A 20,507-nucleotide genomic window follows, 5' to 3' on the forward strand; every position below is an offset into this window, starting at 1 on the left:
AGCGCCATCTGTCGCTCACCGATATTACCACCGGCGGTAACCTCCATTCTAAGGCCATCCCGCGCTGCTGGACGAGGCCCCAATCGGTGCGTACGAGGCGGCGTCGTTCCGGCTCAGAGAGCGACAATGTGTCGACCGGTCCGCGCTCCTTCATGTCGTAGATGATTGAGCCCGTGTCAGGCCCCATTTGCCCAGAAAGACAGCTCAACAGCGTCGACTTGCCCGACCCACTTTCCCCAACGATGCCCAGCACCTCGCCGGGCCGGATGGCGAAGGAGACACCCAGGCATCCCACTTGTCCACCATACCACTTGGACAGGCCAGAAACTTCAAGCAATGCCGGCGTGGGCGCAAGCTTATGGAGCGTGTTCATGGCTTGGCCTGTGCGGCTTCTTCAGCCTGCCGGCTACCGCAATAGTCGGTATCGGAGCACACGAACATGCGGGTGCCGCTGTCGTCCATGATCACCTCGTCGAGAAAGCTGCTCTTGGACCCGCAAAGGGCGCAACATTCGCTCCACGTCTGCGGTTGAAACGGATAGTCATCGAAATCGAGACAGCGGACGGAAGTATAGGGCGGAATGGCGTAGATGCGCTTTTCACGCCCAGCGCCGAACAGCTGGATGCCGGGGCACTTGTCCATCTTGGGGTTGTCGAATTTCGGGATCGGGCTCGGCTCCATCAGGTGCCGGTCGTTGACTAGCACCGGATAACTATAGGTCATCGAGATATGGCCGAAGCGGGCGATGTCCTCGTAGAGGGTCACCTGCATGGCACCATATTCGGCGCAGGCATGCATCTTACGCGTTTCGGTCTCGCGCGGTTCCACCCGCCGCAGGGGCTCGGGCTGCGGCACTTGGTACACCAGGATCTGATCTTCCCCGAACGGGGTTTCCGGAACCCGGTGGCGGGTCTGCACGATCGTCGCGTCCTTGGTTCGCTCGGTCGTTGCTACGCCTGAAACGACCTTGAAGAATTTACGGATCGACACCGCATTGACCGTGTCGTCCGCGCCCTGGTCTATGACCTTGAGTCTGTCCTCAGGACCAATGATCGAGGCAGTAACTTGGATGCCGCCCGTACCCCAGCCATAGGCCAGGGGCATTTCGCGCCCGCCGAATGGCACCTGATAGCCTGGAATGGCCAGGGCCTTGAGCAGGCTACGCCGGATCATGCGCTTGGTCTGTTCGTCGAGATAGGCGAAGTTGTAGCCGTCTTCGGCCTCTTGCACGAAACTCATTCGGCAGCGTCCTTCATGGCTTTGCGGTGCCACTCATCCCGCAACTGGCGCACCAGTTGCAGTTCGGCCTGGAAGTCGACATAGTGAGGCAGCTTGAAACGGGCGACGTAGCCATTGGCCTCGACATTGTCGGCATGCGACAGCACGAATTCTTCGTCCTGCGCGGGATAGCATACGGCTTCGCCGAGTTCCTTGGCGCGAAGCGCTCGGTCGACCAGCGCCATGGACATGGTTTTGCGCTCATTTTGGCCAAAAGCCAGGCCATAGCCACGGGTGAATTGCGGGGCGCTTTCTGCCGTGCCGCGGAACTGGTTGATCATCTGGCATTCGGTGACCGTGATCTCGGCGATCTCGATGGCTAAGCCCAGTTCTTCAGGGACCAATTCCACCGTCACCTCACCGAGCCTCAGCTCGCCCAAAAAAGGATGGCTCCGTCCATACCCGCGCAGGGTGGAATAGGCCAAGCCCAGTACGAACCCTTCATCGCCACGAGCCAGACTCTGAAGGCGCTGGTCACGACCGGCGGGGAAGGATATTGACTCACGCGTGAGGTCGAATATCTCCTGTTCGCCAGTCGGCACCTCCGGCTCGATGAGGCCTTCGTCGTCAAGCTGCTGGATAACCAGCGGCAATGTTTCGAGCGGTTCGGGGGCCATTTCCGCCTTGGGCTCACCCACCCCACCTTCAGCCGCCAGTGCAAAATCTAGCAGCCGATGAGTGAAGTCATAGGTCGGACCGAGCAGCTGCCCGCCGGGTACGTCCTTGAAAATTGCCGAAATACGACGACGCGCCGCCATCTTGCCCGTGTCGACGGGCTCCGACATACCGATACGCGGCAAGGTGGTGCGATAGGCGCGTAACAGGAAGATTGCCTCCATCGCATCGCCTTGGGCTTGCTTCAACGCCAAGGCCGCAAGGTCGCGATCGTAGAGCGAGCCTTCAGCAATCACCCTGTCGACGCCGAGCCCTAACTGAGAGGCGATTTGCGCTGGCGTAAACTCGGCAAGAGCAGGATCACCGCGCCTCTCCTCAGCGATCAGCTTGTGCGAATTGAGGATGGCCTGCTCGCCACCTTTGACCGCAGCGTAAGCCATCTACACCTCCACGGTGATCGTGCGCGGTAGCCCGACAATGGCCTTGCCGCAGGTGAAAAACACATCGACGCCGAGCGGGTAGGTTTCCCGGTTGAGGTCCCAGTCCTGCCAGAAGTTTTCCGGCAACCCGCCGATCGCGGCGAGCGTCGGACGCTCAATTCCGGGACCTCGCCAACTTGTTCGTTGCCCGTCCGTCAATGAGGGAACCTGGATCACGATGGTCGCTGAACGATCTGGATATTCGACCTCCCCGGCATCGAAATCAGAAAGTCGTGGCATGGCGACTGCGTCGGCGATGAGCGCGAAGCGCGCCGCACCTGGATCGGGAGTGACAGGCATGCCGCAATGAAAACACAGATGGGACAGCACGTCCTGGCTTCCTCCACTATGATCGAGCCAGACCGGTGTCTCGAAATCGACGAGGCTGAGGCAAAGCGCGGTAGTTGCGACATTGAGTGGTGCAGGCGTCGGCAGGATTCGGTCAATCAAAACCACGCGGCCGGGATAGGCGATGGCCGACATCAGCCCACGAAACACTGCCTGTGTATCGAAAACCGGATCGCCAAATCCGGCTGCCAGAGCCGAAGCCATCACGCATTCTCCCCGCGGACCATGGTGAAGAACTCAATTTTGGTCGAGGCGGCCTTGCGGCTCCGCTCCATGCGTCGCGCGACCTGCCGTTGATGTAATGGTTCGATTACCGTGGCCAGCAACTCACTTTGCCGATTTGGCTGCTGCAGCAGTGCATCAAGCCGCGCCGCCAATTCCGCTTGCCGCCTATTGCGTCCCTGCACGTAACCATGGCCTACAATGCCGTTCTCGTAGCGCAGTGAGCAGCGCGTCACAGTCATTTCGCCGAGATTGAACGGATTGCCGGTCGCGCCGGCGCGACCGCGCACCATTACTAGCCCTACCTGCGGCTTGCGCAACCACACGACAGCAATGTCACGGTCGGAACCAGTCCACATCGCGTCAAGATCGTCCACAGAGGATTTGGCCAGCACACTCATCCAGCGCGACCGCATGGCAGCTGGCTCGTGTGAGGAATCGGCAAGCATCCTAAATCGCCTTTTTCAAAAGGTTCCAAAGATATTGTCGTCCGCCGGCGCAAAGGTCACGAATGACTGGGACTCCACCGACTAGCCTGATACGCAGTAGATCCGCCCTTTGACCGGGCGCAATCCGACCGCGATCCTTGAGCCCACCGCGTCCGCCGGTTTGGCTGTCACCGTCGCAATCGCCCTGTGCAGCGCCATGCCGCGTTCGGTCAAGATGCAGGGCGAGTGCGGCAGGCTCGAAGTCACATAGTCGGAGGTTAGAATGTCGATCAGAACTCCATTACACTGCAGGCGCAGCAGGTTTATTTCCCATTTGGTTCGTCCTATCATTTGCTGGTCGCGTTAATCCAAGATTTTCGCGCAGGGTTGTTCCATTATAATTACGGCGGAACAAACCTCTTCGCCGAAGTTCTGGAATAGCAAGTTGAACAAAATCATCCAAACTATCTGGGAACATTGGCGGCATTATAATAAAGCCATCGGCGGCGCCATCAATAAAAAACTGCTCCATTTGGTCGACAATTCCCGTGGGCGACCCAACGCAAACCAAATGTCCCCTTCCAATACTGAGCAGAGCTGCGAGTTGACGGATCGTGAAATGCTTCTTCTTCGCAGTCTCGATCAGCAGTTTCTGACGACTCTGCATATTGTTTGTTTCACCTAAGCCATCGGGAACCGGATCATCGAGCGAACGTTTATCGACATCGATTACGTAGCCGAGGAGTCGCTTAGCCAATTCAAGAGCAACGTCTTCGTGGATTAGCGACTGAAACGTATGTAGCTTTTCCTCAGCTTCTTCCGCTGTCGGCGCGACGATTGGGACGATTCCCGGCATCACCAAAAGGTCCGCATCAGATCGACCGCGGTCCCTTGCAAAACCCTTGACCGATTTATAAAACGCCTTCGCGTCCTCGATGTTTTGTTGCGCGGTAAAGACCAGTTCGCCATATTGACCTGCGAACCTGGCACCTGTCGGCGAGCTACCTGCCTGTGCAAGGACAGGATATCCTTGTGGTGGACGGGATACATTCAAAGGACCGCGGACTGCAAAATATTTCCCATTGTGGTTCAAGAAGTTCATTCTCTGTGGGTCGAAATATAGCCCGGATTCACGCTCTCTAATAAATGCATCGTCCGCCCAACTATCCCACAATCCTTCGACGACCTCCATGAATTCGGCTGCACGTTGGTATCGCTCTTCGTGGGAAGGAAGCGCTTGCATCTTGAAATTTTGCGCTTCAAACGGATTTGACGAGGTTACGATGTTCCAACCAACGCGACCGCGGCTCAAATGGTCGATCGATGCAAACACCCGCGCAAGATGGTATGGCTCATTGAATGTGGTCGACGCTGTACCGACTAAACCGATGCTTTTGGTAGTCATGGCCAAGGCTGCCAGCAAGGTGGTAGGCTCGAACCCGTCAATTCGGCCGGACCGCGACATCGCTCCGGTCGTCGATTCACGGACACCGGCACTGTCAGCTACGAATACAAAATGTAATGCGGCCGCCTCCGCCTTTGCTGCATAGGATATATACCGTTCGATATTAGCGCCGGCATCGGAATGCGCGTTCAAATGGCGCCATCCAGCCTCATGATGGCCGCCCGGGCGCAGAAAAGCACCCAGTGCCATTTGATCTGCAGACATAGCTCTCTCCTTCGAAGTCTCTACCTCACGTGATAGGCGACCAATCGCGGTTCAGTTCCTGCCGCCTCGCGAGGAGGGAGCTTTCAAAACCTGTGCCAACTGCGCAGAAAGACCCTCAGAACAATGTTCAGCACACTATTCAATGGCTTAAATGAAGTGCAGCAGCCAACCCGGCCGAACACGACAGTGTCGCGGACTCGACAAAACCCGAGAGTAGGTGTCGGTCGACCCGGCATTTTCCCAAGAATGGCGGACAGGTTTCCTCCGTGGATGTACTTGTAGACTGCGGCGTGTTCGGCTTGCGTGAACTCTGTGGTCGAAATATCGGCTCCGGGTTCCATTTCGTCCTCATTCCGAAAAGCATGACGCCGCCATCCGAGGTGATGCGTCCGCCGTCAAACGCAGCTGTGATCTTCTTGCGTCCAATGGCTGGAAAAGAGAGCGGCAGCAACGTATCGTCGGCCATGGCTCGCGAGAAGCGGTGGCAGGGTTGACTTAGACAACCGAATCCTACGCCAACTCAATCGCTTAGGCTACATCCGCTAGCCTCTCAGCCGCAACGTCGTGCATAAGACGGATTAGACCGAGGCAGCCCCAGATGAACATGCGGAAATGCGGTGCCCAACCCGCACATAAGAGTATGCCAGCCGTCGTCTAAATGCCTTGTCTCCCCCCTTTGTTCAACAGCTTCACGCATGTGCCTTCGTCGTCAAAGCCGGGAGGGAAAACATGACTAAGGAGCTTGCAAACGAATATAAGAGCTCTTCCGTTGAGCCGTATGGCGTCTGTTGCGGTGGCAGCTTCGGGATTGTTGTCGGCAGCGGCGAGAACGCCGCATGGCCGCGGCTGACGGCGAACCGGTAAAAGCCGCTCAGGACCCTGTAGCGCATTATCCAGGTGGCGCCGAGCGAGCCGCTGCCTTGAGAAACGCGGCTACCGTCTCCGGGGTAATCTCGCCGATTGATACCAGACTACGAAGACGGCGTCAGGGCCTTCTCCGAATTCGGCATCGAAAGCCTTCAAACCTCATCGCCATCCATCGCGACGAAAACAAATAGGTCCGTCCGCGTACCTCGCCGGATGGATACCCATATCGTCAAGTCGGCCATTGCTTTTGATGTAAAACAACGAGCGGGATGCGCAGCGATCCCGATCTTACCTCTTCAAAGGTGACCGCAGCGATAAGAGATAATGATCGGCAAGTCAGATTGCCCGCCGTCGGTAAGCTTATACCCAGCTCGTTTCGGCCGAAGCACGGCTGGCGGCCTATGTTAGATCACTCCGACTGGGGTCATCCTCGTTGCCTTCAATAAGATACTCATATCGGTCGCTTCGTATGGCGCTGGAAGAACATTTAATCGGTAACCCATCCGGGATTACATCGACACTGGTTTCAACGAGTACGGGGCTGGATGAAGATATTCGCAGCCGCTGTGCTTCTTGTGGGGTGGGTCTCCGGGCGGTTATCCGGGTCCATCTTCTGTTGTATTCGGCAATCCCGCAGCGCTTTAAGGCTGCAGCGACGGAGTCTTCCCCCTCGAACGCAGCGGCAAGACCCGGAACTCGGTCGATTGGGAAGTAGCTCGTTCCGGTCGCTAAGGGCGAGTCGTTCATGAACGAGACCGATCTGAGCTCAGCGACCAGTGCCATTGGAGCGATGTTCAAATGCTTCGCGATATCTGCTTCGACAGAAGCTTCGTTGATCGACAGTATTTCCGCCTTCAAGGATTTGTTCTGACCAAGTAGTTTATAAGTGAACCTGCGATCACTGTTGAATCTGTCTACAACCAAATCATCGGCAACAAATGTTCCCACACCATGTTGAACGCGCAAAGCACCCTCGGATTCCAGCACCTTGATGGCATTGCGCACCGTGTGACGATTGACGCCAAATCGTTCTGCCAAAACAAGATCGCCAGGCAAGCGCCCGTCCTCGAACACACCCGCATCGATATCACTGAGGATCGCCGAGCGAACCACTTCCCAACGCTTCATTGCTGAGCACTTTCTTCGACTTGCGTCTGTAATCCTCTCCTTACAGAAAGGCGCAGGAACAACCACGATGACCTGACCGGCAGTAAACGTCCACTGCTTTGCGCGACCGGTCCTTTATTGGAGTAAAGCAAGAGCACGGCGTGACTGATGGTCCGATGGACCGTTCTGCGCAGTGTTTGTCGTGCTCCGGGGACACCTGAACGAGCATTCTTATTAAACTGTGGTTTGAACATTGTTGTGCAAATGGCGCCAGAAACCCGACTGCCGGCGCCCTCTCGATGAGCTCATTAAGCGTTCCGCACATTCATGACAGACGTTGCTCCATACTTCGCCATGAGCGGTTTACCGCGACATGAATCCAGGTCACGGCTCCCGCCGCCTTAAAGCGCAGAACTTCAACAATCGTGCCAAATTGGCTGGTCGAGTCGAACATAAGCTCTTGTGACTGCTTTTCAGCCACTTAGCCTGAGGCAAGCAATAGATTGGCTAAACAAGCCTGTGTCGTGGACCCGACAAACCCGACAGTTGCATGGGGTAAACCGCAATGCTTTGACCTTGCTGGAGGGCCGTGGCCGATGGCGACCCTTATCTCCAGCACGTAAGCTTGAACGCTTGGCCTGGTCCACCGAGTAGATGCTATGGGCCAGCGGGGCGAAGGTGTGGCTTCTTTCGACGCTTTACAACCAACTCTCAGCCGAGTGAGGCGCGCCATGCCGCAGTCTTTCGACGCGAGTCGACCCCTACCGCTCTCGAACAGCATAATATGATCGGCGCCGTCATCGAAATGAGCAAGGCAAGGCAGAAGCGGCTGATTGCCGGGCTTGTTCGGGGTTTCAAGCGCCAGCCGGTGAAAGAGATTGATGCCGACCTATAGCGCGACGATCAGGATGAGAGGCGCTGACGCAGCCGGAGGAGGCGCGCCGCCGGCTGGAGATGATCGTCAGCGAGCTGCGACGCGAGAAGTTCGGCGTGAAGTCCGAGAAGCTGAGCCGCGAGCAATACAATCTGCCGCTCGCTGGAAGACGTTTAGATCGCTCAGGGCGTGCCGGACGCCCCCTGCGCGCGTCCTCGCCAGCACAACCGTGGCCACAGTTGCCCGCTCATTTGGATGCTCTTCAGATAGGCAATGACGTTCTTGACGTCGTCAGGATTCTTCAGGCCGGGGTCGGCCAGGTATTCCGCCAGGTTCGTTCCGTCCCAGACGAGGCCGGCGCCCTCACCCTTCATCGCCTGCGAATAGGAATACCCCGGCGCGGTCCGGCGGTCCCACCAATGACGCCCTTCAACGTCGGACCGACCTTGTTCGCATCGGTTTCGGCGTTGTGACACCGCTTCCGCCACAGGAGCGGTATGGCAGCCAGGGCTACGGGAACCAATCGGGCGAGGCCAACTATGACTGTCATATGCCAAATATATTACAAATACGTTACACGTACTACGTTTAGTATAGTAATTTGTTGCTTGATCGTAATTTATTTATACATGAAATTAACTTCAATTTTCCTATTGATTTTCTTCGAAGGGGCGTTCAGTCTCTGTTTAATGAAGGAGGCAATGATGATGGACCAGGTAAGGCCTGTAGTGAGTGGGTATGCGGAAACGTTCGGGGCCTCGGGCTATAATCACATACGGCTGCCACCCGTCCCGGCTGATTACGATGTTCCCACTGGGGCACAAAATCCGACCGAACTTTTAAGCTTACTTGAGAACTCCATCGGTCGAGCAGCAGTTAATATAACCGGACGGGTGGGTGTTTCACTTGGCGGCTGCATCGACCCCAGCTGCAATCACCGCCCCTTCTGCGCCGGTCTCGTCCCGGCTTACCATTATCGACTTTCACGGTTGGATACGGCCCCGGCGACCCGGAAATTGAACGCGGTCGCAGATTACTTTCACACCGACCATCATGAGGTGATCGTTCAGTCAAGCTGTAGCGGCGCAACGGCTTCCCGGGACGAAAGACATCGGTATCCTCGCTCAAAACGTCGAACGAAATTTCCCGAAGCGGACCTTCCACTATGCGTGGAACGCCGCTCTTTTTCAAATCTGGAGCCAAATATTCTTGGACGAGGTCAGCGCAAGCGAGCGTCCGATGGCTCATCAAAGAGAAGGTTAGTTTGCTCGCGCGCTGAGTAGCATGATTTGAGGCAGCACGCGGCGATAGGTGCCATTCAGTTCGGCAAACCGAGGTGCCTCCTCTTGCAGTACTGAAAATGAGGAAAGCGTTATGAATGATGATGGGCAAATAAAAGACGCTTATAGTGCGTATGGCGAAATATGGAGCGATATTTATGATGAATATGCGGAGGCGCTCAATAAGTCCGTCGAGATCGATCGAGCGGTGAGTTTTCTTGCTCCATTCACAAAGGACGGCATCGCGTTAGAACTTGGCGTCGGAAATGGTCACATTGCTTTGCCGCTTTCCGAGACAGGAGCTTCTGTTCACGGTCTCGATAATTCGGAAAGGATGCTTGCCTCACTCCGCGCGAAAGGCGGTGGAGATGCAATCACATCACACCTTGGCGACATGGCGCAGTTCGATCTAGGTACGCAATTTGACCTCGTGTACTGCATCAATAACACCTTTTCACATATGGTGACTGTGGAACAACAACTCGGCTGCCTGGCGTCTGTCGCAAACGCTCTGCGGCCGAACGGACGGTTCGTCATACATTTAAACTACCCGTATACTGCTGATTTCTCTGGTGCTGGCATCTATGGTAACCAGCGGACCACGGTCATGCATGTCGATGAGCGGCGCGCCATGGTCCGATTTGCCAGACATGACCGCAATCAGCAGCTTTTTATCTCTCAAGACCTTTGGATTACACCGGCCGGAAGCCGGACGATGCCAGTCAAGATGCGATATTTTTATCCAACTGAGCTCGATCTACTCGCAAGAATTAGCGGACTCGAACTCCTCGAACGCCATGGAGATTGGCAGAAGCGTCCGTTTGACAATGCATCTTGGCGCTACATGTCCGTGTTCCGGAAAGGTGAGTAGATCGGCGGAATGATCCTCGGCTGGTGACCGGGCCGGCGCAGTGTGGGCTGATGAAATGAGCGCTCAGGCGGGCTTCGATCACCTGTTCCACACGCTAGCCCCAAATAGAGCGGACATGGAAAACGCGGTACCACTCACGAACGAAAACTGCGCCGCAGCTACGGAGGGAAGGGGTATTCCCGTCGACATCGCCGTCGCCAAGGCAGTCGCGATCGCCAGGACCGTGGCCGAGATCGAGCGCATTCCCCTGATGGATGCGGCCGGACGCGTCCTTGCCGGGGAAATCAACGCCGCGATCGAGCTTCCGCCTTTCGACAATTCCGCCATGGACGGATATGCAATCCGGACCGCGCACCTGAGCGGGGCAGGTCCGTGGGAGCTGTCGGTTGGTGGCCGGGCAGCAGCAGGCGAGGTCCATGCCGGACGAGGCTCCCGTCCGAAGGAAGCGATCCGGATCTTCACAGGCGCAGCCATGCCTTCCGGGTTCGACGCCGTCGTCATGCAGGAACATTGCGAGCGTGTGGGCGACCGCATCCTCGTCGCTAGACTGCCGCGACGAGGAGAAAACGTGCGCCACGCTGGCGAGGACGTTCGGGCGTGGAACCTGCTTATGGGCGCTGGCGACCAGCTGTTGCCGCAGCGGCTGGCGCTTCTGGCGGGACAGGGCCTGGACACCGTCGAGGTGCTTCGGAAGGTGCGCATCGGCCTAATCTCGACGGGTTCCGAACTGCGTGACCCCGGCGAGCCGCTCGGGCGTGGCCAGATCTACAACTCCAACCGCGTCATGATCCGCGCGATGATGTCGGGCTTGCCATGGGCGGAGATCGTCGACTACGGGATCATTCCAGATCGGCGGGACGCGCTGGCCGAAGCGTTCGGGGAAGCGCCCCGCAGGTGCGACGTCCTGGTCACGACAGGCGGAGTCTCGGCGGGCGAAGAAGACCACGTGGTGTCCGCTCTTGGGTGCCACGGCGGTTCGCTGGTCGTGCTGAAGGTCGCGATGCGGCCGGGAAAGCCCGTCAAGATCGGAATGATCGGGCCGATACTGTTCGCGGGGCTTCCGGGCAATCCCAACGCGGCGCTCGTGACCTTCCGCCAGATAGCGCTACCAGCGATCCGGACGATCGCCGGTCTGCGCAGAGTGGGGCCCGACTGGTCCACGGCAATCGCAGGATTCACTTACGAAAAGCGCCTTGGACGGACTGAATTCGTTCCGGTCAGGATAACGGGGAGGGACGAGTCCGGACGGCCCCTGCTGGAAATGCTCGGTCGCGGGTCGTCGGCAAGCCTGATGGCAATGTCCCTGGCCGACGGCATTGCTATGCTGCCGCCAGATGTTGTTTCGATCGAGCGTGGCCTGCTGCTGAGCTTCGAATCCCTGTCTTCGAACTGATGCCCGGCTCCTTGCGTATGCATGGCCTCGCAGAAACGCGACGGCCGGTTGATCGAGGCGAAAGCGGAAAACTTCTGTAATAGTCGACTTATGGTCGCTGGTTTCGTATCGACGTATACATTATCGAAGAGTTTAAAGACAAGGTTTGGGTGTCATTCATGTCTAGATCGATGAAATTTGCAGCTACGGGTGATGCCATAGTCACTCGGGCCCACTTGCAATCCGAGGCGCCGACGAACCTGCAGGCCGTGATCGGAGTCGCAGACGCCCGGCTAACAAATTTGGAGATTGTTGCCGCTAGCCGTAATGCCTTCGCATCTGCTGAAAGCGGCGGCACTTGGATGAAGGCTAGCCGCAATGCCATCCGAGCTATGATTCAGCATTTTGGGTTCAACCTTGTTTCCTGGGCAAACAACCACGCTATGGACTATTCCTACTGCGGCCTCGAAGAGACGGCAGAATTGCTCAATGAAATGGGCGTTGTTCATGCTGGAGTCGGGGCTGACTTGAGGCAGGCGAGCCGGCCGCGATATCTTGAGTCAAGCAATGGACGAGTTGCACTGATTGCGGCCACATCCACATTCTTTGAATCACATCGGGCTGGCCCTGCCGGAGCAGAAGTCGTCGGGAGGCCAGGTGTGAACCCGCTCCGCTACAACACTGTATACGGCCTTGAACAGAACCAGATGGAATCTCTTAGGGAAATCGCGGAAATCTCAAAGGTGAATTTTGAACGGGAATGGTTTGCTAGCCAAGGTTTCGGGACAAAGTCAGCACCCGAAATCTTGCCGTTTGGTCCCCTCAATATTACGGCCTCACCGAAGCCAGGTCCAAGGACGACTCCCAATCCCGAAGACTTGAATCGAATTATCGCGTCGGTGTGCGAGGCCAGACGACAGGCGGACTATGTTGTTGTGTCACTGCATTCTCATGAGCTGCAGTGGAATGACCCATGCGGACCGGCGGAGTTTTTGGTTGACGCTGCACACGCCATGATTGAGGCTGGAGCCCATGTAGTTGTATGTCATGGATCGCATGAACTGAGAGGGATAGAAATCTACCGTCAGAAGCCGATATTCTACAGTCTCGGGAATTTCATGTTCGAGTATTTTAGCATCGACGAATTTCCTCAGGAGTTTTATGATTTTCTTGATCTGCCAGTTGGTTCGTCGCCCGCAGACGCTCTCGATAAACGCACTGCGATGGAAACAAAAGGGTTTACAAACATTCCGGGAGTATGGCGATCGTTTGTACCAGTATGCGATTTCTCAGGGGAAGCTTTGACAAAAATACTGATCTATCCGATTGATCTTGGTCGGGACAAGCCGCGTGCTCGTCGGGGGACGCCGAGCCTAGGAGACACGGATGCGATACGGACCGAATTGACTGACCTATCGGCGACACTTGGAACAAAAATTCGATGGTCGACGTCTTTCGGTGCAGTGGATTTGTCATCGATTCCATGAACCGTGGTTTTGTGCGGCAATGCCCGACGGTTTCAGGTATCTTTGATCATGCCATTGATCCCAAACCCTGCCACCGCCGGAGCCGGCATTGCGCCATAGAAGGCATGTCCTTTGAACTCCTTTGCGGAATCAGTAATCAGTGACCAGCGACCGCGGTCGCCCGAACATCGGCCAGGCGTGGTCGATGTGACATGCGGTGAGCCAGGCCTCCTTCGGGCACATGGCGAACTTTGACTTGATGGAGTGGAGGGCCTCGCTCCCGGCACCTGATTGACCTTTGAAGGGCGTCGTTCATGGCCTATCGCTCTCTGCTTCGCCGGTTGCCTCTTCCTCAAGCTGTCGTCAAAGCGCTCCGTAAGCGCGCTGGTGACGCAGGATCTGGAAGGCGATCATCAAAAGCTTGCGCGCAATCGCCACACGCGCCTTGTTCACTCCTCTGATCTTCGGTGTTTCGGCAGTTCGGCGCGATGCCGAGATGGATGCCATTCGCGGCCAGCGCCCCGGCAACATGGGTGCCGTGGCCGAGCTGATCGGAAAGTCAGTTCAGTACCAATGCGATCTGTGGTGCAGTCGACGCTTGCCGCGGTACGCCCGGCGTCCGGCGTCCGGCTGGAAGTCGAGATGGTCAATGAAGTAGCCACTGTCGAGCACAGCCGCGGTGACACTCTTGTCAGTGGCGATAGCTTACGCCTCTTCGAAATGCATCAGGCCCGTCACCTTGGTTATCGCCAAGAAGGGGAGCATGAAAAAGCTGGGGGCATCACGCGGCCATTTTCGCCTCGTTCGGTGGTGGTCGCCGTTCCTTGCACCAGCGTTTGAAGTCGCTGTCGAGCGTGCCGTCGAGGACGCGGGTTCGCAGTTACAAGAGGAGATGAACGCCGCGGGGCGTCCATTGCATCTGCTGCTTCTTTGCGAAACGCTTCGCGATCACCTGGTTGACGGTAGACTCGACGAAGGCGGTCGAAACCACCTCGCCATAGCTGTGCCGCTCGGCGTAATTCGGAATGAGATCGGCGTTGTTGCTGATGTAGCGGCTGAACTCCTCCAGATATCGCCGCAGCTTGCGTACCTCTGGTGGTGGGTCGCGGATCAGATCGAAGGGTGATGTCACGTTATCTGACTCTGACCGCGCTGAGGCCTGTATGGCGGATGTCAGTTGCCCACAGTGACGACTTTCCACTCTGCTATGGCTTGCAGGCGGTGAAGATGGATCTGAATGGCGGAGCGTTTCGCACGGGGCGGGATGAAGAGATTTCGGACGGCGGAAAAGATCGAGACGAAGCGCTGCAGACTTCCTGGTGATCGGAAGCCATGCATCATTCGCTCCCGTTTTCGCAGCGGTACGTGCGAATTCTCGGCGCGGTTATTCAAGCCTTTGTGCGAGCGGTGTTCGACATTCGGCATGACCTGACGCCTGGCGGCAGTGTAAGAACGCAACTTGTCGGTGATCATGCGCTTTGGAGTGCCGCCCTGCTTCTTCAATAACCGGGTCAGCAAGCGCTTGGCAGCCTTGGTATTGCGCCGGGCTTGCACGATTTCGTCGAGCACATACCCGTCCTGGTCAACGGCACGCCACAGCCAGTGTTTCTTGCCCGCGATGGTGATCACCACCTCATCGAGGTGCCAGATATCGTCGCGGCTTGGCTGCTTGCGGCGCAACCGGTGGGCGTAGTCGGGCCCGAACTTCTTTCCCCAACGTCGGATTGTCTCATAGGAAACGACGATCCCGCGTTCCAGCAACATTTCCTCGACATGACGAAGACTAAGCGGAAACCGGAAGTACAGCCAGACCGCATGCGCGATGATCTGCGGCGGGAAACGATGGCGCTTGTAGCGGACAGCGGGCATATTCATAGGGCGCGTCTATGCTGAAAATCCTGATGCTTCGTTTTTGTGACATCGCCCACCGTGGCGCTGATGGCGACGACTCGCCCAGGTGACACGGTCGCGGTCGAGAATTTGACTTGGCCCGGCATCCAGGCCGCAGCAGCCGCTCTCGGCTTAGAATTGTTGCCGGTTCCGATGGATGAGCATGGCCTGAACCCTCGCGCCCTAGGCCGGCTGGCCCAACGTCAAAGGATCGCGGCTCTCTACTGCATGCCGACGCTCCAGAATCCCACGGCTCGGACGATGCCGATTGAGCGGCGTGATGCCGTTGCCGCCTTGGCGCGCAGGTTCGGATTCCAGATCATTGAGGATGACGCTTATGGCTTTCTGGCGGACGCGGCGACCGCCAAGGCTTTGCTGTGCGCCCGCAAGGACAAGCAAGAGACCAAGCAAACGCCGGAGCCAAGGGCAGAGCCTGAAGCGCCACCCAAACCGAAACCGAAGCAAACGGCCGTGTTCAAGGCGAAGAATACGGCCGACAGCCAGACCGGAATAGTCGTTGAGACGAAGCGTCGCCGGTCTTTCCGAAAGCCGATGGCTTGATCGCCGCTGAGCAATCACGTTGTTCGAACAAGAAAGCCTGACGCCGTTTTCGTAGCCACCTCACACTTCGATTTTCGCCAGATGCTGTTGGAGGGCGCTGTGAATGAACGCTAACTCTCGCTCGGAAGGAACTTTTTTCTTGTCGCCGGCAAGGACACAGAGGCACTCGCCGTTGACGAACGCTTCAAGTTCGTGCGACGGATCATTACTCGGCCCGCTGGCGGCGGCGAGGACAGGGAGTTCGCAACGGAAGGAAACGTTCCATCGCTTGGTAGAGGAAAGCCGCCTAGCTCTGCATTGGCAAGCGCATGATCTTTTCTACGGATTGCCGATCATCGTTGATGAATGGCTGGCAACCGGAGACGTCGTAGTCGCGAACGGATCGCGTTCCATCCTTGCCGAAGCGCGGATTTCCCCGGCTGAAGATCGTAAACGTCGTGGCGTCACCGGAACTGATCGTTGGGCGCCTGAGATGCCGTGGTCGTGAGGCCGACGATGACATCGGCTGCAGCGTGGCGGCGAGCTCGATGTGGATGGACCGGTGTTGTCACGTAAACCGTGCGTCAGCATTTGCGGCATAGGGACGGCGGCATGATAATGCCTGCCATCAGCTACAAGCGCCATCGTTTCCCGCCGCAGATCATCGCCCATGCGGTCTGGCTCTACTACCGGTTCCCCTTGAGCCTGCGTCTGGTCGAGGAAATGCTGCTGGAGCGCGCCATCGTGGTCTCCTACGAAACGATCCGCCGCTGGGGCAAGAAGTTCGGGCCCGATTATGCTCGCCGCTTGCGCCGCAAGCAGCCGAGCCGCGATGACATCTGGCACCTGGACGAAGTCGTCATCACCATTGCTGGCCGAAAACACTGGCTATGGCGCGCCGTCGATCAGGACGGCTATGTCCTCGACGAGATCGTCCAGAACCGCCGCAACACCAAGGCGGCCAAGCGATTGCTGACGCGCCTGTTGAAGAAACATGGCGTCGCACCGAAGCGCATGATCACTGACAAGCTGCGCTCGTATGGAGCGGCCAAGCGTCAGGTGATGCCGGACGTCGAGCACCGGTCACACAAAGGATTGAACAACCGCGCCGAGAATTCCCATGTGCCGCTGCGAAAACGAGAGCGGGTGATGCAGGGCTTCCGGTCGCCAGGAAGCCTGCAGCGTTTCGTCTCGATCTTCTCGGCTCTGCGCAACCTCTTCGTTCCACCTCGCTCAAAACGCTCCGCTCTCGCCACACATATTCACCGCCTGCAGGCCATGGCGGAATGGAAAGCCGTAACCGTGGTCAGCTGACAACAGCGCCGCAGCTCTCAGCGCGTTCATAGCCAGACAACGTGACATCGCCGAGCGGACCTATCGGAAGCGATTGTCGCTATGGCGCCCTCGCGTTCGCCTATGGGGAAATTGCCTACTATCCTATATGTGTATGGCGAGACGACGCTTCAAACTTCGGCTAGCCTATGACGCACATTTTGGATGACGCCCATGTTTCTTCGACACCTCAGACTTCAGAACGTCCGTGCGATCCGCGAATTGGAGCTGTCCTTCGCGACGCCGACCGGTGGGCGCAAATGGACTTACATGCTTGGGGAGAACGGTACAGGGAAAAGCTCAGTCTTGCGGTCAATAGCTTTGGTAATGGCCGGAGCGGATGCGATCGCAGAACTTGTCGGTGAGCCAAACGACTGGATCCGTCTCCGCGAGGACTCCGCATCGATCGAGATCGTTTTCGCTACCGCAGAAAACCTTGAGCGTCGGGCCGGTCTGCACTTCAAGCGCGGCCAGACGCAGTTCGAATTCTTGGACACCAATCGCGAAACGCTCCGGCAGATCGACGCGGCCGTTGCGAAGGCAGACCGCAACTATTTTGTAGTCGGCTATGGCGTTAGTCGGCGAGCACCCAATGAGCGTTTCTCATTTCCTGGCGCTTCGCCCTTCCGCAGCGCACGCGCGCAAGCGACAGGAACCCTGTTTTCAGGTGATGCACCGCTTGTCTCGCTTGAGCACTGGGCGATGGATCTTGACTATCGCAGGGGAGGCGGTGGCTTGCAGGTCGTGGAGGCTGCGTTTCATACGCTGCTTCCAGACGTAGATTTCTCGCGCATCGACCGCGAGCGCCGACAGATCCTTTTTTCAACGGCAGATGGCGAACTTCCTCTTGCTGCGCTTTCCGACGGCTATCAGGCCATGGCCGCTTGGTGCGGTGACCTTCTCTTTCGCATCACCGAGACATTCGCTGATCACAAAGATCCATTGAAGGCTCGCGGCGTTCTTCTTATCGATGAAATAGATTTGCACCTGCACCCTGTTTGGCAGCGCCGGCTTGTCGAATTCCTTAGAGAGACGCTTCCCAATCTTCAGGTGGTGCTCACGACGCACTCTCCGCTGACTATACATTCGGCCGACGAGGGCGAGCTGTTCGTGATGCGGCGTGAGCCACAGGCCGGTACGATTATGGAGGCCTACCAAGGCGCACCCAATAAACTGATGCTCCATCAACTTCTGCAGAGCCCCATCTTCGGTTTAGAAACGCTGGATTCGCCTCAGGTAGCGGCTGCGCGCAGCGAACTGAGGACCCTTCAAGGGATCGGAGCAGGCCAGACTTCGCAGGATGCCGAGACAAAGCGCCGTGTTCGGGCCTTGACTGAAGAACTCTCGGACGTACCTAACTGGCGTGACGTGCCGCCATACCTAGCCGCCACTAACCAGCTACTTGAGCGTGTCGCCCGTGAGTTGTCCGGCAAGAATGAGCCGGACCCTATCAAAAACCTGGCAGCAGCCAAAAAACCTACGCGGAAGCGGCGTTCGTGATCAAGCTGACGCGTAGTCGGGCGGCAACCGCTATTCCGGCAAGCTTCAAGGGAGCCAATCTCGCGAAGAAGGCCAAGATACTTATCGATCTCTACTACTCTGCCCAGGGTGGCTCAATGGATTTCGACTCTGCGGCTTGGAAACCCGCCAAGGGTGCGCTGAAGAAGGAGACTGGCGGCAAGTGCGCCTACTGCGAGGCTAGCACAGAGACCGTGGCGCATGGCGACGTGGAACACTTTAGGCCGAAGTCAATCTATTGGTGGCTGGCTTTCTGCTACGACAATTACCTTTTCGCCTGCCAGCTGTGCAACCAGACTTACAAAGGCGACAATTTTCCGGTGTTCAGAACGCGAACACTTACGCCAGCTATGCCGGTAGCCAAACCAAACGGACCGGCTCTCGACCAACTGGCGGTCAGCTTAACGCTCGACGCGGAGACGCTGACCGATGCGCATTTTGTCGCGCTTTGGTCGCCCGAAGAGGCACACCTCGTTAACCCGTATTTCGAAGATCCCGCACCATTGTTCGCCTACGAGGTCGACATCGCGAATGAAGAAATCTGGATCCGCTCAACTGGCGGGGCCCGTGCCGATCGGGCCGTTGACTCAGCCACGAAGTTCCTTGGCCTGAACCGCGAGACTCTTCGGCGCGATCGGTTTACCGCCTATGCCGAACTTTTGGTCTTCAAAGAGGTTCTTAACGAACCTGCGCTGCAGGACGCGACGCGGAAAATGGTGGAGCGTCACATCGCCAATCTACAGAAGCAGCGGCATCCGTTCTCTGGGATGCTAAGATGGTTCGCTGCCAACTGGGGTCTGCCAGGTCCCGCCTGAAGACGGTTTCAACGCCACGGCCTAACCGACATCCGCTGGCAGGCCCCTTGTGGCGGCACGGCTATCACGCGTCAGTCTCAATGGCGAAACGCTATCTCTGTTACTAGATAGTCGACCGTGAACAATCCGGGCGCTAAGCGGCGACCGACTTCGACCGAAGTTGAAGCAGGGCGATCAAGAGCGACAAAAAATCCTTCAGCCACCTGAGCAGGAGGGAGAAGTTGTAGCCGGCGGCGGCCAGGATGGCGTTGAGGGCGTCGCCCTGCTGGCCGGCGAGGTAGTTGCGGGCCATTCTGTGTTCGCTCTTGATGTGGCCGATGACGGGCTCGATCGCCGACCGCCGCCGCATCTGGCGCTTGATGGCTGGGGTGACGCGGCGCTTCTGGCCGGCGGTGAAGACCCTGAAGTAGTGGCTCTGCGGTGCGTTGTGGCCGCGATAGCCGGCGTCGGCGAGGATGCGGCTGATCTCGTTGCCGATGGCCTTTTCCATGTCGGGGATGACGCTTGCCAGCGTGTGGCCGTCATAGGGATTGCCGGGCAGTGCTTTTGCATGCAGGGCGAACTGGCCACCCTTGGAGCGCTTCAGCGTGGTGGTCACCGACACCTTCACCCCGAACTCGTAGGGCATATGCGCCGTGCCCTTGCCGATGCATTCTACCTCGTGTGCGTGCAGGCTGTAGATCTTGCGGCCGCGCTGGCGCTGGCGTTGCTCGAGAACGGTGGCCGCCTGGTAGAGCGGCCATTTGAAGAGCGCGTCCAGCCCCGCATCGCCGGCGATCTGGCGACCGATGTCGCGAATGGTCCGGCCGAGATAGGTCTTGAGCCTGCGCAGCGCTTGTTCGCCCGCTTGAACTGCTTGGCGTGGGCATAGCGCTGATGGCTGATCAGCGCCAGCTTGCCGACCCGCACATAGGTCTGGCGCAAATCCAGCCCCGCCCGTTTGGCCAGCCGCACCAGCCGTTCGCGCGCCCGGTGGATGAGCTTGGCGTCGGTCGGGAACATGACGTTCTTCGGCTGCACGGTCGTGTCGACGATGACCTGGCGCGTGTCGGCCGGCTTCATCGCCCCGGTCTTGACCGCAAGGCTGAGGCTCTCCTGCAACAGCGCCACGATCCGCTCCTCGCCCATACGGCTGCGCCAACGCGTCATCGAGGAGCGGTCAAACGGCAGTGTATGGCAAAAGAACGTCTCGCCGGTGAGATACTGGAAGTAAGGGTTCTCCACCCAGCGCTCGCACAGCACCTCATCCGACAGGTTGAAGTGTGCTTGAGGATCGCCAGCCCCGCCATCAGCCGGGTCGGCAGCGGCGGCATGCCGGGGCCGTCCGAATAGACGGCACCGAAACGCTCCTCCAGCACCGGCCAGTCGATCGCCTGCGCCAGCCGCACCAGCTCGTGCTTCATGTTGATGATCTGATCGAGCCTGGAGCGGAACAGATCCTGCTCTCCCGTCTCGCGCTTCTCGCGTGGCTTGGACATTCGCCGTCCCCTCGATTCGCCGCCGCCGAACCGAGTGAATCAGGAGGGTTCTGTGTGG

18 protein-coding genes and 2 pseudogenes are annotated in these 20,507 nt (G+C 57.8%); 9 read left to right on the forward strand and 11 right to left on the reverse strand.

The window, feature by feature from the left end; genetic code table 11:
• From BQ8482_RS21700 to BQ8482_RS21725, 6 genes are all read right to left on the reverse strand, one after another.
• On the reverse strand, positions 1-373 hold a 373-nt coding region (locus tag BQ8482_RS21700; protein ID WP_244602921.1), incomplete at its 3' end, for an ATP-binding cassette domain-containing protein.
• Entirely contained in the window at positions 370-1,239 is an 870-nt protein-coding gene (locus BQ8482_RS21705; RefSeq protein ID WP_123149465.1) for an alpha-D-ribose 1-methylphosphonate 5-phosphate C-P-lyase PhnJ, read from the reverse strand. The genes BQ8482_RS21700 and BQ8482_RS21705, both read right to left, overlap by 4 nt.
• Complete coding sequence (locus BQ8482_RS21710) at positions 1,236-2,333, reverse strand: carbon-phosphorus lyase complex subunit (protein ID WP_123149466.1); 1,098 nt, start codon at positions 2,331-2,333, stop codon at positions 1,236-1,238. Before BQ8482_RS21710 ends, BQ8482_RS21705 begins: the two co-directional genes overlap by 4 nt.
• A complete protein-coding gene (gene phnH, locus BQ8482_RS21715) occupies positions 2,334-2,924 on the reverse strand; it encodes a phosphonate C-P lyase system protein PhnH (protein ID WP_123149467.1) in 591 nt (196 codons plus the stop codon). It abuts the gene before it with no gap.
• Positions 2,924-3,391, reverse strand: coding sequence for a phosphonate C-P lyase system protein PhnG (gene phnG / locus BQ8482_RS21720; RefSeq protein ID WP_123149468.1), 468 nt, complete (start codon positions 3,389-3,391; stop codon positions 2,924-2,926). The genes phnH and phnG overlap by 1 nt, the downstream gene beginning before the upstream one ends.
• Before the next feature lie 280 nt (positions 3,392-3,671).
• A complete protein-coding gene (locus tag BQ8482_RS21725) occupies positions 3,672-5,039 on the reverse strand; it encodes an LLM class flavin-dependent oxidoreductase (protein WP_123149469.1) in 1,368 nt (455 codons plus the stop codon).
• Between the two features lie 266 nt (positions 5,040-5,305).
• On the opposite strand from BQ8482_RS21725, the gene BQ8482_RS40130 reads away from it, so the two are divergent.
• A complete protein-coding gene (locus tag BQ8482_RS40130; RefSeq protein WP_165848654.1) occupies positions 5,306-5,533 on the forward strand; it encodes a hypothetical protein in 228 nt (75 codons plus the stop codon).
• 772 nt (positions 5,534-6,305) lie between these two features.
• Here BQ8482_RS40130 and phnF read toward each other — a convergent pair.
• Both phnF and BQ8482_RS21745 read right to left on the reverse strand, forming a co-directional pair.
• The gene (gene phnF, locus BQ8482_RS21740; RefSeq protein ID WP_123149472.1) at positions 6,306-7,034 is read right to left on the reverse strand and encodes a phosphonate metabolism transcriptional regulator PhnF; all 729 of its coding nucleotides are present in this window, start codon (positions 7,032-7,034) and stop codon (positions 6,306-6,308) included.
• Positions 7,035-8,069: 1,035 nt separating this feature from the next.
• Positions 8,070-8,362 (reverse strand): annotated as a pseudogene (locus BQ8482_RS21745) (c-type cytochrome); the annotation flags it as partial.
• A gap of 899 nt (positions 8,363-9,261) precedes the next feature.
• Here BQ8482_RS21745 and BQ8482_RS21750 point away from each other — a divergent pair.
• The 3 genes from BQ8482_RS21750 to BQ8482_RS21760 all read left to right on the forward strand — a co-directional run bounded on the left by BQ8482_RS21750 (position 9,262) and on the right by BQ8482_RS21760 (position 12,897).
• On the forward strand, positions 9,262-10,038 hold the full coding sequence (locus BQ8482_RS21750) for a class I SAM-dependent methyltransferase (RefSeq protein WP_123149473.1): 777 nt from the start codon (positions 9,262-9,264) through the stop codon (positions 10,036-10,038).
• 55 nt (positions 10,039-10,093) lie between these two features.
• The gene (locus BQ8482_RS21755) at positions 10,094-11,431 is read left to right on the forward strand and encodes a molybdopterin molybdotransferase MoeA (protein ID WP_244602923.1); all 1,338 of its coding nucleotides are present in this window, start codon (positions 10,094-10,096) and stop codon (positions 11,429-11,431) included.
• A 158-nt stretch (positions 11,432-11,589) separates the two neighbouring features.
• Entirely contained in the window at positions 11,590-12,897 is a 1,308-nt protein-coding gene (locus tag BQ8482_RS21760; protein ID WP_123149475.1) for a CapA family protein, read from the forward strand.
• 859 nt (positions 12,898-13,756) lie between these two features.
• Here the strand turns inward: BQ8482_RS21760 and BQ8482_RS21765 are convergent.
• Together BQ8482_RS21765 and BQ8482_RS21770 are read right to left on the reverse strand one after the other, a co-directional pair.
• The gene (locus tag BQ8482_RS21765) at positions 13,757-14,008 is read right to left on the reverse strand and encodes a hypothetical protein (RefSeq protein ID WP_123149476.1); all 252 of its coding nucleotides are present in this window, start codon (positions 14,006-14,008) and stop codon (positions 13,757-13,759) included.
• Between the two features lie 41 nt (positions 14,009-14,049).
• Complete coding sequence (locus BQ8482_RS21770; RefSeq protein ID WP_425294120.1) at positions 14,050-14,745, reverse strand: IS6 family transposase; 696 nt, start codon at positions 14,743-14,745, stop codon at positions 14,050-14,052.
• A gap of 69 nt (positions 14,746-14,814) precedes the next feature.
• Here BQ8482_RS21770 and BQ8482_RS21775 point away from each other — a divergent pair, with 69 nt between their 5' ends.
• The 5 genes from BQ8482_RS21775 to BQ8482_RS21790 all read left to right on the forward strand — a co-directional run bounded on the left by BQ8482_RS21775 (position 14,815) and on the right by BQ8482_RS21790 (position 18,971).
• Positions 14,815-15,327, forward strand: coding sequence for an aminotransferase class I/II-fold pyridoxal phosphate-dependent enzyme (locus BQ8482_RS21775; RefSeq protein WP_123149478.1), 513 nt, complete (start codon positions 14,815-14,817; stop codon positions 15,325-15,327).
• Positions 15,328-15,595: 268 nt separating this feature from the next.
• On the forward strand, positions 15,596-15,814 hold the full coding sequence (locus BQ8482_RS37785; RefSeq protein ID WP_133254810.1) for a hypothetical protein: 219 nt from the start codon (positions 15,596-15,598) through the stop codon (positions 15,812-15,814).
• Between the two features lie 110 nt (positions 15,815-15,924).
• The gene (locus BQ8482_RS21780) at positions 15,925-16,620 is read left to right on the forward strand and encodes an IS6 family transposase (protein WP_425294119.1); all 696 of its coding nucleotides are present in this window, start codon (positions 15,925-15,927) and stop codon (positions 16,618-16,620) included.
• 192 nt (positions 16,621-16,812) lie between these two features.
• Entirely contained in the window at positions 16,813-18,138 is a 1,326-nt protein-coding gene (locus tag BQ8482_RS21785) for an AAA family ATPase (RefSeq protein WP_165848658.1), read from the forward strand.
• Complete coding sequence (locus BQ8482_RS21790; RefSeq protein ID WP_123149481.1) at positions 18,135-18,971, forward strand: HNH endonuclease family protein; 837 nt, start codon at positions 18,135-18,137, stop codon at positions 18,969-18,971. The genes BQ8482_RS21785 and BQ8482_RS21790 overlap by 4 nt, the downstream gene beginning before the upstream one ends.
• A 133-nt stretch (positions 18,972-19,104) precedes the next feature.
• Here the strand turns inward: BQ8482_RS21790 and BQ8482_RS21795 are convergent.
• A pseudogene (locus BQ8482_RS21795) lies at positions 19,105-20,449 on the reverse strand (IS5 family transposase).
• Between the last annotated feature and the right edge of the window lie 58 nt (positions 20,450-20,507).

This window comes from Mesorhizobium delmotii (assembly GCF_900149755.1).
GTDB lineage: Bacteria > Pseudomonadota > Alphaproteobacteria > Rhizobiales > Rhizobiaceae > Mesorhizobium > Mesorhizobium delmotii.